This window comes from Sphingomonas sp. 67-41 (assembly GCF_001899725.1).
Taxonomy (GTDB): domain Bacteria; phylum Pseudomonadota; class Alphaproteobacteria; order Sphingomonadales; family Sphingomonadaceae; genus Sphingomonas; species Sphingomonas leidyi.
The window spans coordinates 49,174-64,529 of sequence record NZ_MKWJ01000018.1 but is presented as its reverse complement, the minus strand read 5'-3'; the positions used below and the strand labels follow the sequence as shown (position 1 = coordinate 64,529).

The following is a 15,356-nucleotide window of genomic DNA, read 5'->3' as shown; positions in this document are numbered from 1 at the left end:
TGCGGGAGAGGGATAGGGGTCATTCCCCCCGCCCCGCAAAGACCCCGAACACCGAGCCGACAAAGCCACCGGCAACCTTGGTCGTCAGGCTGTCGGTCTCGACCTTGCCGAGATGCTTCCACACCGGCTTGGCACCGGGGGCAGCATAGCTGAAGGCGTAGCTGCGGCCCTGCACCGCGATGCGCAGGCGGACCGGACCGGTGGGCGCCGGCGCGGTGGCCAGCGTCCTGCCGAGCTTCGGGGCGTTGGGCCCTTCGCGCTGGTCGAGAGTGATCACGTCCTTGCCAGCGACGCGCTTCTTCCCGACGAAGAACCAGTAATCGTCGTTCTGCAGGACGGCGAGGCCGGCGCGGTCCCCGTCCTTTTCGGGGGCGAACCGCACCACCGTCTCGGCGACGGCATCGACGTGCTGCTGGCGGCGGGCAAGGAACGACGGATTGCCATTGTCTCCCAGGCCGACGGGCCGCGCCTCGAGCATCAGGCCGGCGGCACCGGTGCGGTACCAGTCCTCGCGCGGGTTGCGCAGCATCATCCAGTAGGACGGGAGCTTGCCGCGGAAATCGTCGCGGATCGTGAACGCGCCCGAAGTCGGGACCGGCGCCTTGCCGGCGGGCAGCGCCGGGCGGGCATGCGACCAGGGGATCGGCGTGGCGGGCGGCAGGATCACCGGCCAGCCGTCCTTCCATTCCACCGGCAGCAGGAAGGTCTCGCGCCCGGTAGTATAGAAATCGCCTTCGTACGGCCGCACGGCGAGGAAGGTCGCCCACCATTTGCCGTCGGGCGTGGTGACGAGCTGGGCATGGCCGGCGGAGGTGATCGGGTTCGGGCGATCGCGCGGCAGATCGCGCTGGGTGAGGATCGGGTTGCCGCTCCACGCCGCGTACGGACCGGTGACGCTCTTCGCCCGCAGGATCACCTGGCTGTGCCCCTCGGCGGTGCCGCCCTCGGCGCAGCTGAGATAATACCAGCCGTCCTTCCTGAAGATGTGCGGCCCCTCGATCCAGATCGGCTTCCTTGCCAGGTCGATCCCGCCGTTCACCAGCACCTTGCGCGGGCCGAAGGTCTTCAGCGCCTTGCGGTCGAATTCCTGCACCCAGATTGCGCGGTGGCCGGGATAGAGCGGCGTGCCCTCGGGCGGCCCGTTATTGACCACCCAGGTCCGGCCGTCGTCGTCGAAGAACATCGAGGGATCAATGCCGCCCTCCAGGTCAGGCAGCCAGACCGGATCGGACCAGGGGCCGGCGGGGTTCCGCGCGGTGAGCAGGAAATTGCCGCCGCAATCGACGCAGGTGTTGAGGAGGTAGAAGACGCCGTCCCGCGCCTGGATCGAGGGCGCGAAGACACCGCGCGAAAGGCCGAGCCGCTTGAAATCGAGCATGCCGGGCCGATCGATCGCATTGCCGATCTGCGTCCAGTTCACCAGGTCGCGGCTGTGGAAGACCGGGATGCCGGGGAACCAGCCAAAGGTGGAAGTGACCAGGTAGAAATCCTCCCCTACCCGCGTGACGCTGGGATCGGGATAGAAGCCCCTGAGGATCGGGTTGCGATACGCGCCGGGCCGCAGCGGCACGCCGTCGGGCGCGTCCTTGCCGCTATACTGGAAGGACGGAAAGGTCGCGACCGGCTGCGCGGCGGCGGGGGCGGCCAGGAGCAGCGCGGCGAAGGCAGTCGAGGGGTTTCTCATGCGGCGCAATGCTCCCGGATGAAGTCGCGGTGTTTCGGCATATAGTCGGCACTGTTGGCGACGGCCTCGCGGATATGGGCGAGGCGCGCGCGCGTCTCGTCGAGGGGCATCACGTCCGCCACCGGATCGTGCGACGCGGGCTCGATCAGCTGGCCCAGCATCACCGCGAACCAGCTGGTGTCGTTGAACAGCTCCTCATTCTCGCGGAATGCGCGGCCATGGCTGCGGAACACGCGCATCTTCTCGGCCAGCCGCTCGGGGATCTCCATCGTGCGGCAATAGTCCCAGAAGGGGGAATCGGTGCGCTCGGTCGCGTGATAGTGGAGGACGAGGAAGTCGCGGATCTCCTCATAGTCGGTCTGCATGATCCGGTTGTACCGGTCGATGTCGGCCTGGTTGAAGTCGCGGTCCGGGAACATCGTCAGGAAGCGCGACAGGCCCGACTGGATCAGCCAGATCGACGTGCTCTCCAGCGGCTCGAGGAAGCCGCCCGCCAGGCCGAGGGCGACGCAGTTCTTCACCCACATCCGGTTGCGATGGCCGGTGGTGAAGGGAACGGTGCGCGGATCGGCGAGCGGCTCCCCGTCGAGATTGGCCATCAGGATCGCGGTCGCCTCGTCGTCGGACATATGGTTCGAGGAGAAGACATGGCCGTTGCCGATCCGGTGCTGGAGCGGGATGCGCCACTGCCAGCCTGCCGCATGGGCGGTCGAGCGGGTATAGGGCGTCCAGGCATCGACGCTGGCGCAGGGCACCGCGATGGCGCGGTTGCAGGGGAGCCATTGCGACCAGTCGGTATAGCCCGCCTTCAGCGCCTGCTCGATGATCAGGCCGCGAAAGCCCGAGCAGTCGACGAACAGGTCGGCCGCGATCTCGCTGCCGTCCTGCATCGTCACCGACTGGACGAAGCCGTCCTCGCCGCGCAGCTTCACGTCGACGATCCTGCCTTCCCGGCGGACCACGCCGCGTTCCTCGGCATAGCGGCGCAGGAACCTGGCATAGAGGCCGGCATCGAAATGATAGGCATAGGCGATGTCGGAGAGCGGCGAGTTGCCCGCATCGATCCCGCGCATGAACTTGTCGTCGCGCGCCGCCATCGCCTGGAGCGACCATGCGTCCACGTCCGGCGCCTCGCCCAGCTGGCGCAGGCGGAGATAATAGGCGTGGAAGGACACCCCCTTCATGTCGAGCCCGTAGCGGCCGAAGGGATGGAAATAGCGATGCCCGATCCGCCCCCAGTTCACGAACTGGATGCCGAGCTTGAAGCTGCCCTTGGTCTCGCGGACGAACTGGTCCTCGTCGAGCCCGAGCATGCGGTTGAAGGTGGCCATCTGGGGAATGGTGGCCTCGCCCACGCCGATGATGCCGATCTCGTCGCTCTCGACCAGCGTGATCTTCGCATAATCGGGGCCGAGGATACGGGCGAAGGTGGCGGCGGTCATCCAGCCGGCGGTGCCCCCGCCGACGATGAGGATGGAGCGGATGTTGCGGTCATCGGTCATGCGGTTGTCCCTGCGGGCGCGTTGCGGGCGAGCCATTCCTCGTGTCGGGGCATCGCCCGGGCGGCGCGAGCGAACATTTCGTGGATGCGCTCGAAGCTGGTGGCTAGCTTGTTCTCGTCGAGCCCGTCGGCCAGCGGATCCCAGCCGGCCGGGATCACGCCCTGCCCCAGCAGCACTGCGATCCAGCTCGATTCGGCGAACAGCTCGTCCTCATGGCGGAAGAAGCGGCCGCGGCCGCGGAACAGGTCGAGCTTACGCCGGAGCGTCTCCGGGATCGCCATCTCGCGGACGCGCCGCCACAGGTCACCGTCCCGCCGTTCGTTGGCGTGGTAGTGCAGGATGACGAAGTCGCGGACCTGCTCCATCTGCGCGTCGGTCAGCCGGTTATATTCGTCGCGCTCCACGGGCGAGAAGCCGCTGTCGGGGAGCAAGGCCATCAGCCTGTGGATGCCCGACTGGATCAGGTGGATCGACGTGGACTCCAGCGGCTCCAGAAAGCCGGAGGACAGGCCGAGCGCGACGCAGTTCCGGTGCCAGGCCCGCTTGCGGCGGCCGGCCTCGAACCTGAGGAGGAAGGGATCGCGCAGCGGCGCGCCGTCAAGGTTCGCCAGCAGCGTCTCGCAGGCCGCGTCGTCCGAGATATCGGCGCTGCAATAGACATGGCCGTTGCCGACGCGGTGCTGGAGCGGAATGCGCCATTGCCAGCCGGCCCGGTGCGCCGTGCTGCGCGTGAAGGGCGTGATCTCCGGGCCCGGGCTGGCGCTGGGCACGGCGACGGCGCGGTCGCATTGCAGCCAGTGCGCCCAGCTTTCCCAACCGGCCCCCAGCGCCTGCTCGATCAGCAGCGCGCGGAAGCCGGTGCAATCGAGGAACAGCTCGCCTTCGACGCGGCGATCCCCTTCGAGCACCACTGCCTCGATGAAGCCGTCCCCGGCACGCAGGGGGACCTGCGCGACCTTGCCCTCGACCCGGACGACGCCGCGCCGCTCGGCATGGGCCCGCAGATATTTCGCATAGAGCGAAGCGTCGAACTGATAGGCATAGGCCATGCGCGACAGGATCGAGCCGGGATCGGCGACCGGGGGCTGATAGCGCCCCGCCGCCATCGCCAGCGCGCAGACATTGTACGCGTCGATCTCGCGGGCGCGGCCCTCGGCGTGGAGCTTGCGCCAGATCTGGTGGAACTTCACGCCCTCCACATCGAAGCCGAACTCGCCAAAGGGGTGGACGTAGCGATGGCCCTCGCGCGTCCAGTCCACGAACGCGATGCCGAGCTTGATCGTGCCCTGGGTCCGGCTGAGGAAGTCGCGCTCGTCGAGGCCAAGCAGCGCGTTGAAGTTGCGGATCGGCGGGATCGTCGCCTCGCCGACGCCGACCGTGCCGATCTCCTCCGACTCCACCAGCGTCACCGAGACGCCGGCGGGGATCAGCCGGGCGAGCGCGGCCGCCGCCATCCAGCCGGCGGTGCCGCCCCCGACGATGACGATCCGGCGGATCGGCGCGGGAGCGGTCATGCGATCAGTCCTTCGGCGCGGAGCGTGGCGCCGTGATGAGGCATGGCGCGGACGGCGTCCAGGATCAGCGTGCGGACGCGCTCGGCATGGTCGAGCAGCCGCGGCTCGGCCATGGCATCGGCAAGCGCATCGTAACGGCGCGGGCGCACGCCCTGGCCGTCGAGCGCGGCGATCCAGTCGTCCGCCCCGAGCAATTCCCCATCCTCCAGCGGCACGCGGCCCCGGCTCGCATGGAGATCGAGCTTGCGCCGGAGCGCCTCCGGGACGGGCATGGCGCGAGCGGCATCCCAATATGCCTCGCCGGTGCGGCCATTGGTCTTGTAGTGGAGGATCGCGAAATCGCGGACGCTATCGGCCTCTGCGGCGGCCAGGCGGCTATATTCGGCTGGCTCGGGACCGCCCGGCGCGGCGGGGAGCAGGCCGATCAGCCGGGCCAGCGCATTCGCGAGCAGCGCGAGGTTCCAGCCATGGAGCGGCTCGACCAGCACGGCCGCGGCGCCAAGCGCGACGACATTGCCGGTCCAGGCGGCCGCGCGGCGCCCCTGGGCGAGCGGGATGGCGCCGGGCTGATCGGGCAGCAGCGCGGCGGCATGGAACAGCGCCCCGCCCTGCCCGCCGACCAGCGGCACGGTGCGCTGCCAGCCGGCCTCGAAGGCGCCGGCATGGGCGTGGGGCGGCGGCACGCCTTCCATCTGGATCCAGGTCTCGACAACGCGGTCGCAGGGAAGCCAGGCGGACCAGTCCTCCCAGCCTTGGTCCAGCCGGCTGGCGAGCAGCGCGGCCGGGCCGGAGCAGTCGAGCCAGAGATCGGCGACCACCCGGCTGCCGTCGCGCAGCTCGACAGCGGTGACGGCACCGTCGACGATCGCGCGGTTGAATTCACCGGCCGGCTCCAGCCCGGAAGCGGCACGCAGCGCGGCAGCCAGGCCGGCGCGATCCAGATGCAGGCCATAGCCATAGCTGGACAGGATCGAGCGCGGATCCGGGCTCGGCCGCGCGAAACGACCCGCGGCGGCGGCGACCGCGGCGAGCGAGAAATCGGCGAGACGGAGCGCCCGGCCGGTCTCGCGGATACGGGCGGCGAGTTGGTGGAAGGCGATGCCGGCGAGCGGCGCCCCGATCGTGCCGAACGGCAGGAACCAGTCCGCCTCGCGCGCCGCCCAGCCGGAAACGGCGGTGCCGAGCGAGAAGCTGCCGCGCGCGGCACGGAGGAGCGCCCCTTCGTCGACGCCGTGATCGCCGAGCCAGGCGGGGAAATCCGGCAGGCTGGCCTCGGCGGGACCGAAGGGGCCGAGGCTCCAGTCCGGGCCCTCGGTCTCGATCAGGGAGACCCGGATGCCGGGGAGCGCCCGGACGAGTGCCAGCGCCGCCATCCAGCCGGCGACGCCGCCGCCGACGATGCCGATGCCGATGTCGCGGATCATGCCGGCATCCCCAGCGCGGCTTCATGCGCCGGCATCGCCTCGGCCGTCGCGGCGATCCCGGCCCGCATCGCGGCCATGGCGGCAGCGGCGCCCGCTCCGCCCGCGCGCGGATCGCAGCGGCGCGGCGTCACATGCTGGCCGAGATAGACCGCGAGCCAGCTCGGCTCGAGGAACGTGCCCTCGCGATACTGGACCACCACGCCGCGCTCGCGGAACAAGGCGAGCTTGTATGCGAGAGAATCTGGCAGGCGCATGGTGCGGCAATGGCGCCAGAATTCGGAATCGTCGCGCTCGGTGCAATGATAGTGCAGGATCAGGAAATCGCGGACCCGCTCATATTCGAGCGCCATCAGCCGGTTGAATTCGGCCGCGTCGAGCGGATCCCAGTCGCGGGTGGGGAAAAGGTCGAGCAGCCGGCCGATCGCCAGCTGGATCAGATGGATGCTGGTCGATTCCAGCGGCTCGAGAAAGCCCGAGGACAGGCCGATCGCGACGACATTGCCGACCCATTGCCTGCGCCGCTTGCCGGCGACGAAGCGAAGGCGGTTGGGATCGGCCATCGGCGGTGCGGCGATCGCGCCGAGCAAGGTCCGCAGCGCCTCCTCGTCGCTGGTGAAGCCGCTCGCATAGACATGGCCGTTACCGGTGCGATGCTGGAGCGGGATCCGCCAGGTCCAGCCGGCATCCTGCGCGGTCGCGCGGGTCAGCGGCGCGATCGGGCCGACATTGGCGCAGGGCAGCGCGATCGCCCGGTCGCAGGGCAGCCAGTGCGTCCATTCCTCGTAGCCGGCGTGGAGCGCCTGCTCGATCAGCAGGCCGCGAAAGCCCGAACAGTCGACGAACAGATCCGCTTCGAGCACTTCGCCGCCTTCGAGCGTGACCGAACGGACGAAACCGCTCTCGCCGTCGCGCGCGACATCGATCACTTTGCCCTCGCGCCGGACGACGCCGCGCGCTTCCGAATAGCCGCGCAGGAACTTCGCATAGAGGCCGGCATCGAACTGATAGGCATAGTTATAGGGATCGCCATCGGGCCGGCGGAAACGCCCGCGGCGGGCGGCCTGGATCGGCAGCGAATATGCCTCGAACGGCCCGGCTTCCCCGCGCGCGGCGCACCATTGCTGGTGGAAGGGCACCCCGCCGATGGGCGCGCCGAATTCCGCGAAGGGATGGATATAGGAATCGCCCTTGCGGCCCCAGTCCACGAATTCGATGCCGAGCTTGTAGGTGCCCCTGGTGGCGGCAAGGAAATCGGCCTCGTCGATGCCGAGCGTCGCGTTGAAATGGCGGATGTGCGGGATCGTCGCCTCGCCGACGCCGACCGTGCCGATCTCGGCCGATTCGACCAGCATGATCCGCGCGGGCGTGCCGGCGAGCTTGTGCGCCAGCGCCGCGGCGGTCATCCACCCCGCCGTGCCCCCGCCGACCACGAGTATGCGCGCTGCCAGCATGCTTGCGATGCCCCTCTCCGCCGCGAATGTTAGCGCTCCCGTCGCAAAATCGTCAATCGCATCCGGGCACGATTCGAAGCTGGAATCCGCCCTTCGCAGATGCGGGATCCGTGCCGCGACGCAACGAAACCGTTGCGAAATCGCCACAAATCCGTGGCTTGCGTCGAAGCATCACAAGACGGCTTGATCTTTCGATAACTCCTACTTTAGGTTCAGCCCAAACAAGAAACGCGCCAATATATGGTAGCGCTAACACGGGAGGGGACAGCGCGATGCGAAAGCACGATTCTATTCATCATGCGAGCAAGGCGGGCAGGTTCCGCACGGGGGCGCTGCGCGCCGGCGTTTCCGCCGCCGCGCTCGCCTGCCTGTCGGTCGCCGCGCCGGCCTGGGCGCAGGACACTGCCGCGGGCGATGCGCAGACCCCGGAAGACACGATCGTCGTCCAGGGCTATCGCCAGTCGCTGCAGAGCGCGCAGACGCTCAAGAAGAATGCCGACGTGATCGTCGATTCGGTGACCGCCGAGGACATCGGCGCCCTGCCCGACCGCTCGGTGACCGAGACGCTGCAGCGCATTCCCGGCGTGTCGATCAACCGCTTCGCCGCCGGCGTCGATCCCGATCACTTCTCGGTCGAGGGCTCGGGCGTCGTGGTGCGCGGCCTCACCTATGTCCGCTCGGAGTTCAACGGGCGCGAGGCATTCACCGCCAATAACGGCCGCTCGCTCAGCTTTGCCGACGTGCCCTCGGAAATGATGGGCGGCGTCGACGTGTTCAAGTCGCCCTCGGCCGACCGCATCGAAGGCGGCATCGCCGGCGTGGTCAACCTGCGCACCCGCAAGCCGTTCGACAACAAGAAGGGCCTGATGATCGCCGGTTCGCTCGAGGCGAATTACGGCGACTACAAGAAGGAATGGACGCCGACCGGCTCGCTGATGGTCAGCGACCGCTGGGAGACCGGCATCGGCGAGATCGGCATCCTCGGCAACTTCTCCTATTCGCAGCTGAAGAGCCAGTCGGACCGTTTCCAGGTCTCGAGCTTCCGCATCCGCAACCTCTATTCGGACGGCGACGTCATCAACAACGGCAATGGCGCGACGGTCCAGCGCCAGGTCTATTTCCCGCGCGGTGCGGTGATGGGCCGCCAGGAGTTCAACCGCGAGCGCTACGGCTATGCTGCGGCGCTCCAGTATCGCAGCAACGACGGCTCGATCGAGGCAGTCGCCCAGTTCCTGCGCTCCGACGCGCGCCAGGCCTGGACCGAGCGCACGATCGAGATCGCCACCGACAACGTGTCGTCCAACGGCGATTCCCGCCGCGTGCCGGGCACCACGCTCGACTTCGACAGCGACGGCATGTTCGTGAGCGGCACCATCACCGGCCCGACCGGCTGGCGCGGCGACCAGAATATCGGCGGTGGCAACAGCGGCCTGATCCCGCGCGTGCCGATGCTGGGCCTCCAGTCGAACAACCAGCGCCGCGACCACCAGGAGAAGCTCGTCACCGACGATTACGGCTTCAACCTGAAGTGGAACGCCAGCGAGCGGCTGGGCGTGGTCTTCGACTATCAGCATGTGAAGTCGAGCACCAACCTGCTCGACAACACGGTGTGGAACTCGACCTATCAGAACGCGTCGATCCGGCTGAACGGCTCGAACTTCCCGACCGTGGCCTTCCTGCCGCCCCAGGTCTGCAGCGGCCCGGCCGCCAACATGCAGGACGCGCAGGGCACCGACAATGACTGCCGCGCCGGCGGCAACCCCAACCAGTATACGCCGAACTATTTCGGCGCCGGCCACACCAGCTTCACCGATCCGTTCAACAACTTCCCGCGCGCGGCGATGGACCATATCGAGCAGAGCGAAGGCAATTCGGACGCCTTCCGCCTCGACCTCGACTATGCCATGCCCGAGGGCAGCTTCCTGAAGTCGATCCAGGGCGGCGTGCGCTATGCCGATCGCGACCAGGTCTCGCGCTTCTCGCGCTACAATTGGGGCGTGCTCTCCGAACAATGGGGCAATAACGGCCCCGTGTGGATGGACATGCCGGTGAACGGCAACAATGCCAGCCGCACCGACGGCCAGCCGTTCAACGCCAACTCGCCCTATTATTTCAACAACTTCTTCCGCGGCCAGGTGACCAATCCGCTCGGCGGCGACGGACGCCTCTATTATTCGGGCAACACCGTCAGCGATTACGACGCGATGGTGCGCTATGCCAATGCGATCGCGCGCGAATGGCAGGGCACGACCACGTGCGCCGCCGATGGGCGGACGGTCAATGCGGGCTGGAACGCGCTGGCCAATCGCTGCGGCGTGATCTCCGGCACGCCGTTCCTGCCCGACGAGATCAACCCGATCCGCGAGCGCAACTATGCCGCCTATCTGATGGCGCGCATCGACACGCATCTGGGCGGGCTGCACCTGACCGGCAATGTCGGCGTGCGCTACACCAAGACCAAGCGCTCGACGGACGGCTATATCTCGTTCAGCAACACCACGGCGCTGCCGACCGACACGACTTGCGCCACGCCGCCGCCGGCCGGGCAGACGGCTTCGCCCTTCTGCTCGTTCGACCAGACGACCCGCGACAAGGCACGCGCCTTCGTCAACGGCGCGCTGATCCCGTCGCACGTCCAGTTCGACTATGACTATTGGCTGCCGAGCGTGAACTTCAAGCTCGAGGTGGGCGGCGGCCTGCAGTTCCGCGCCGCCTATTTCAAGGGCGTGTCGCCCCCCCAGACCGGCTATATCCGCAACTATCTCCAGGCCAATCTGAGCGCGGTGCAGAATGTCGACTCCAGCGGCACGCTCATCCCGGGCAGCTTCCGCCTGCAAGGCGTCACCACCGCCGGCAATCCCTATCTGATGCCGGTGAAGGCCGACAATTTCGACCTGACGGCGGAATGGTATTTCTCGCGCGTCGGCTCGCTGACCGTCTCGGCCTTCTACAAGGTGCTCGACGGCGTGGTGACCAACAACACCCGCCGCGTGGACCTGACCAACAACGGCCAGACCTATCCGGTGGTGATCACCACGCCGATCAACGCCACGCAGAAGGGCAAGATCAAGGGCGTCGAAGTCGGCTATCAGCAGACGTTCGACTTCCTGCCCGGGCCGCTGAAGGGCCTGGGCCTGCAGGCGAACTACACCTTCATCGACAGTTCGGGCGTGCCGCAGTCGACGCTGTCGGAAACCGATCCGGACGTCGCCGCCGGCCGCGTCACCACGGTCGACCTCTCGCTGCTGCCGTTGCAAGGCCTCTCGAAGCACCAGGTGAACATCACCCCGTTCTTCGACTATGGTCCGGTGTCGCTGCGGGCGAGCTATTCGTGGCGATCGGACTTCGTGCTGACGATCCGCGACGTGATCGTGCCGAACGACCCGATCATCAACAAGGCGACCGGCCAGCTCGACGCGTCGATCTTCTTCACCATCACGCCGCAGATCAAGATCGGCGTCCAGGGTTCGAACCTGACCAACGAGATCACCCGCACCACCGCGGTGATCACGAAGATCGGCGACCCGAAGGGATATGTGGAGGTGCCGCGCGGCTGGTACATGAACGACCGCCGCTTCGCCGCGATCGCGCGCTTCAACTTCTGACCCTGCGAAACACCCAGCCTGGCGCTGCCGGTTCCCAGCCGGCGGCGCCGATTTTTTCAGGCCGGGCGATAGGTCAGGAAGATGTTGGCGGTGAGCCGGCCATGGCGCGGATCGGCCGAGCCGGCGCCCGCGACCAGCCCCGAATGCAGCTGGCGGCTGCGATAGACGAGCAGCCGGTCGAACGCGGCGTCCACCGCGGCGATCCGTTCGAATTCCGCCGTGTCGCCCCGGATATAGCCCGGCGCCGGCACCGGCTCGGCGGCGCGCGCGGCCTCGTAGCGCGGCGCGCGCTCGGGGGTGATCGCTTCGAAGCCGGTGGCGCGGTGGCGATAGAAGCCAGTGCCGCCCTGCTCCGGACCGCACAGATAGTGCAGGAAGGCGAATTGCAGCGGATCGGTGGTATCGATGTGCGGCGCGCGCTGCGACGGCAGGAGCGCGCCGGGCGCGAGCGTGACCAGCGAGAAATTGCATTCGGCCCGGCCCAGCCGGACCGCACCCAGCCCAAACGCATCGCGCACCGCCGGATCGAGCGCACGGACCACTGCCTCGACATAATCGAGCGGCGCGGGCGCGCGGATGCCAGGATAGCCGCCCTGCGGACCATGGACGGGCGCGAACCGGGTCTCGCGTGCGGCATAGTCGATCAGCGCCGCGGGCGTGCGCATCAGCCCGTCGAGGCAGAGCAGCGGCTCCCCTTCCCGCCCCAGGCGCGAGAGCCGGGCGGCGGGGCGCGGGCTGAGCGAAAAATCGTGCGACGACACGGACATGCCGGGGACACGAACCACCCGGATATGACCAGCGCATTTCCAGGATAGCGAAAATGTCGGGGCGGGAGGAAACACGGATCCGCGAGGTCGAGGGGCCGCTGGACGCCCCCGGGCTGGCCGCGCTCGTCCGGGGCTATGCGCCCGTCGTGCTGCGCGGCGTGGCCAAGGATTGGCCGCTCGTGGCGGCCGGCCGGCAGTCGGATCAGGCCCTGTGCGACTATCTGCTCGGCTTCGATCGCGGCGCTACGGCGGAGGCATTCGTCGGCCCGCCGGCGATCCGGGGCCGCTTCTTCTATTCCGAGGACATGCGCGGTTTCAATTTCGAGCGGCGCAAGGGCCGCTTCGCCGACCTGCTGCGCTATGTGCTGCAATTGCAGGGCCGCGACGATGCGCCGGCCGTCTATGCCGGCGCGGTGGAGACGGCCCGGGCGCTGCCGGGCCTTGCCGGTGCCAATGCCCTGCCCGCCCTGTTCGGCACGGGCGCCGAGCCACGAATCTGGATCGGCAACCGGACGAGCATCGCCACGCATTTCGACGCATCGGACAATATCGCCTGCGTCGCGGCCGGGCGGCGGCGCTTCACGCTGTTCCCGCCCGACCAGACGGCGAACCTCTATATCGGCCCGCTCGACCATAATGTGGCGGGGCAGCCCCTGAGCATGGTCGACATCGCCGCCCCCGACTTCGCGCGTTTTCCGCGCTTCCGCGACGCGCTGGCGGCGGCGCGGACGGCCGAGCTCGAACCGGGCGACGCGATCTACGTCCCTGCGCTCTGGTGGCACCAGGTGGAGGCGCTCGCGCCGTTCAACATACTGGTGAACTTCTGGTGGCCGGACTCGCCCGACCAGGACGCGCGGTTCGACGCGATGGTCTATGCGGTGCTGGCGCTCAGCCATTTGCCACCCGAGCGGCGCGCGGCCTGGTCCGAATATTTCGACACCTTCGTCTTCCGCGAACATGGCGATCCGGCCGCGCACCTGGCGCCCGAGCATCGCAGCGTGCTCGGCGAACCGACGCCGCAGCTGCGCCAGTACATCAAGCAATATCTCGCGCGGGGGCTGGCCAGGCCTTGAGGTCATGCCCCATTCCACAAACACCGTCATCCCCGCCTTCGCGGGGATGACGAATATGAATGTCGGCGCCACGCCCCTCGAGGAAGACAGAGCGAATTACTTCCCCTGCCCCGGCGCATAGGGCGTGGTGATCGCCTTGTAATGATCGAGATCATGGGCCGGCGGCTTGTGCCCCTCCGGCAGCGGGCGCTTCGCGATCGACTGGAAATACGCCACCGAAGCGTCGCGCCACCAGATCGCCTCGTCCAGCTGGATCGCCAGGAAGTCGCGGACCTCGGCCCAGCGAGTCTCGTCGACCTTGCCGCGCAGCCCGGCCCAATCGGCCTGCATGCGGCGGACCTGGTCCACCCCGGCATCGTAGCGGACCACCAGTTCGTCCCACAGCGTGCGCCCGGACTTCATCCGATGGTCCCAGGGAAGATGGTGGAACCAGAGCAGCAGTTCGTCCGGCACCGTCGCCAGGCTGCCCCAGTTCCTCGCGACCTGCGGCGCATATTGGGAGAGCGCGTCGCTGCCCTTGGCGGTGCGGTCGAAGCCGATGCCGTCGGGGCGGGCCTGCGCATAATAGACCGGGTTCCATTCGGGCCGCTTGAGGTCCGCGACCCAGGGCCCCGGGCCATAATGATGGCCGGTCGCCATCTGATGCGTGAGGCCGAGCGGCGTCATGTAATCGACCACCGCCTCGCGCGAGCCCATCATCATGCGGACGACCGTATCGGTCACCACGGGATCGCCGCCCCAGGTCATCCGCGCCCAATCGCGGGCGATCGCCTCGGCCTTCGCGTCCGGGTCCCAGGCGAAACGCCCGAAGGCGTACCAATTGGCCTGGTCGAATTGCGATCCCGACCAGTTGCGGTCGCTGCCGATATTGGCGACGCCCGCCATGCCGGTGGCCGCGCCGGCATCGACCGGCGTCTCGATCACCTTGGCCACGGTGGTGCCCCTGGCCGGGCGGAAGGTATCAGCCTCGAGCACCTCCTCCCACATCGTGCCGAGATAGGCGAGGTGCGTGGCGAAGCCGAGATATTCCTTGGTGATCTGGAATTCCATCATCAGCGGCGTCCTGGGCATGGCGCCGAACAGCGGATGGAAGGGCTCGCGCGGCTGGAAGTCGATCGCGCCGTTCTTGACCTGGACGAGGACATTGTCGCGGAACCTGCCGTCGAGCGGCTGGAATTCCGTATATGCCTGCTTGTGCCTGTCCTCGGCATTCTCGGCGGCATAGACGAAGGCCCGCCACATCAGGATGCCGCGATGCGGGGCGAGCGCATCCGCCAGCATGTTCGCCCCTTCGGCATGGGTGCGATGATAATCGGCCGGGCCCGGCTGGCCCTCCGAATTGGCCTTGACCAGCAGGCCGCCGAAATCGGGGATGACGGCGTAGATCTCGTCGATCTTGGCCTTCCACCAGGCGCGCACCGCGGGGTCGAGCGGATCGGCCGTCGCGAGCCCGCCCAGCTCGATCGGCGCGGAGAAGCGCGCGGTGAGATAGACCTTGATGCCATAGGGCCGGAAGGCGTCGGCCAGCGCCTTCACCTTCTGCAGATAGTCGGGGCGCAGGATATCGGCATTGGCGTTGACGTTGGTCAGCACCGTGCCGTTGATGCCGATCGAGGCATTGGCCCGGGCATAGTCGGTGTAGCGCGGGTCCTTGAAGCGCGGCAGCTTCTGCCAGTCCCAGATCGACTGGCCGGCATAGCCGCGCTCGACATGGCGATCGAGATTGTCCCAATGGTTGAGGACGCGGACCTGGAGCTTGGGCGCGTCGGCGATGTCGAGCTTGTCGATCGGCTGGCCGGCCTGGAGCAGCTTCAGGAAACGGAACACGCCGTAGAGCGCGCCGATATCGCGGTTGCCTGCGATGATGGTCACGCGCTTGCCCTGCACCGTGGCGCTGCGGAGGAGATAGCCCTCCCCGCCCAGCTTCGCGAACGGCAAGTCGAGCCCTTGCACCAACGGCGAGCCGGCGCGGACGACCAGCACCGCGCCGTCCCGAAGCTCGGCACCCTGCTGCGTCAGGTTCCCGCCGAACATCCCCCGATAGCCCCGCTGGAGCTCGTCGACGGCAGCGCGGATCGTCGGGCTGTCGCCGGGCGCGACGATGCCGCCGATCTGCGGTTCATACCGCGCCTTCGCGACGGATTCGAGCGGCCGATAGCGCAGCCAGAGATCATATCCGTCTTCGGCATAGCCTTGATTCGCAAGGCCGAAACACAAAAACGCAGACAAAATAGCCAGCAATTTCCGAAGCATCGCTCTTCCTACCAGTGCGCGGTCATACGCCGCCGTTGACAAGCTTGTAACAGGGCAACAATGGTAGCGCTACCAAGCATGAA

At 67.8% G+C, this 15,356-nt stretch carries 9 protein-coding genes; 2 read left to right on the top strand and 7 right to left on the bottom strand.

Annotated elements, in window-relative coordinates; translation table 11 throughout:
* Positions 1-19: 19 nt before the first annotated feature.
* The 5 genes from BGP17_RS09795 to BGP17_RS09775 are packed head-to-tail and all read right to left on the bottom strand — an operon-like array spanning position 20 to position 7,575.
* Positions 20-1,684, bottom strand: a complete 1,665-nt coding sequence (locus BGP17_RS09795) for a glycoside hydrolase family 43 protein (RefSeq protein ID WP_286711853.1) — start codon at positions 1,682-1,684, stop codon at positions 20-22.
* Positions 1,681-3,186 carry a tryptophan halogenase family protein gene (locus tag BGP17_RS09790; RefSeq protein ID WP_286711852.1) on the bottom strand — a complete coding sequence of 502 codons (1,506 nt, stop codon included), beginning with the start codon at positions 3,184-3,186 and terminating at the stop codon, positions 1,681-1,683. The genes BGP17_RS09795 and BGP17_RS09790 overlap by 4 nt, the downstream gene beginning before the upstream one ends.
* Positions 3,183-4,700 (bottom strand): tryptophan halogenase family protein, encoded by a 1,518-nt coding sequence (locus BGP17_RS09785; RefSeq protein WP_286711851.1) that lies wholly within the window; start codon positions 4,698-4,700, stop codon positions 3,183-3,185. The genes BGP17_RS09790 and BGP17_RS09785 overlap by 4 nt, the downstream gene beginning before the upstream one ends.
* Positions 4,697-6,124: a tryptophan 7-halogenase gene (locus tag BGP17_RS09780; RefSeq protein ID WP_286711850.1), complete on the bottom strand. Its 1,428-nt coding sequence runs from the start codon at positions 6,122-6,124 to the stop codon at positions 4,697-4,699. The genes BGP17_RS09785 and BGP17_RS09780 overlap by 4 nt, the downstream gene beginning before the upstream one ends.
* Entirely contained in the window at positions 6,121-7,575 is a 1,455-nt protein-coding gene (locus tag BGP17_RS09775; RefSeq protein WP_286711849.1) for a tryptophan halogenase family protein, read from the bottom strand. Before BGP17_RS09775 ends, BGP17_RS09780 begins: the two co-directional genes overlap by 4 nt.
* A gap of 272 nt (positions 7,576-7,847) precedes the next feature.
* Between BGP17_RS09775 and BGP17_RS09770 the strand changes: the two genes are divergently transcribed.
* Entirely contained in the window at positions 7,848-11,180 is a 3,333-nt protein-coding gene (locus BGP17_RS09770) for a TonB-dependent receptor (protein ID WP_286711848.1), read from the top strand.
* Positions 11,181-11,236: 56 nt separating this feature from the next.
* Here BGP17_RS09770 and BGP17_RS09765 read toward each other — a convergent pair whose 3' ends face one another.
* Entirely contained in the window at positions 11,237-11,965 is a 729-nt protein-coding gene (locus tag BGP17_RS09765) for a DUF6445 family protein (RefSeq protein WP_286711847.1), read from the bottom strand.
* Positions 11,966-12,000: 35 nt separating this feature from the next.
* On the opposite strand from BGP17_RS09765, the gene BGP17_RS09760 reads away from it, so the two are divergent.
* Positions 12,001-13,020, top strand: a complete 1,020-nt coding sequence (locus BGP17_RS09760) for a cupin-like domain-containing protein (RefSeq protein WP_286711846.1) — start codon at positions 12,001-12,003, stop codon at positions 13,018-13,020.
* 96 nt (positions 13,021-13,116) lie between these two features.
* Here BGP17_RS09760 and BGP17_RS09755 read toward each other — a convergent pair whose 3' ends face one another.
* Complete coding sequence (locus BGP17_RS09755) at positions 13,117-15,273, bottom strand: alpha-glucuronidase family glycosyl hydrolase (protein ID WP_286711845.1); 2,157 nt, start codon at positions 15,271-15,273, stop codon at positions 13,117-13,119.
* Between the last annotated feature and the right edge of the window lie 83 nt (positions 15,274-15,356).

What these genes read in the sequence shown, in the direction of transcription:
- BGP17_RS09795 (WP_286711853.1), bottom strand. Translation starts at nt 1,684, where the DNA reads ATGAGAAACCCCTCGACTGCCTTCGCCGCGCTGCTCCTGGCCGCCCCC.
- BGP17_RS09790 (WP_286711852.1), bottom strand. Translation starts at nt 3,186, where the DNA reads ATGACCGATGACCGCAACATCCGCTCCATCCTCATCGTCGGCGGGGGC.
- BGP17_RS09785 (WP_286711851.1), bottom strand. Translation starts at nt 4,700, where the DNA reads ATGACCGCTCCCGCGCCGATCCGCCGGATCGTCATCGTCGGGGGCGGC.
- BGP17_RS09780 (WP_286711850.1), bottom strand. Translation starts at nt 6,124, where the DNA reads ATGATCCGCGACATCGGCATCGGCATCGTCGGCGGCGGCGTCGCCGGC.
- BGP17_RS09775 (WP_286711849.1), bottom strand. Translation starts at nt 7,575, where the DNA reads ATGCTGGCAGCGCGCATACTCGTGGTCGGCGGGGGCACGGCGGGGTGG.
- BGP17_RS09770 (WP_286711848.1), top strand. Translation starts at nt 7,848, where the DNA reads ATGCGAAAGCACGATTCTATTCATCATGCGAGCAAGGCGGGCAGGTTC.
- BGP17_RS09760 (WP_286711846.1), top strand. Translation starts at nt 12,001, where the DNA reads ATGTCGGGGCGGGAGGAAACACGGATCCGCGAGGTCGAGGGGCCGCTG.
- BGP17_RS09755 (WP_286711845.1), bottom strand. Translation starts at nt 15,273, where the DNA reads ATGCTTCGGAAATTGCTGGCTATTTTGTCTGCGTTTTTGTGTTTCGGC.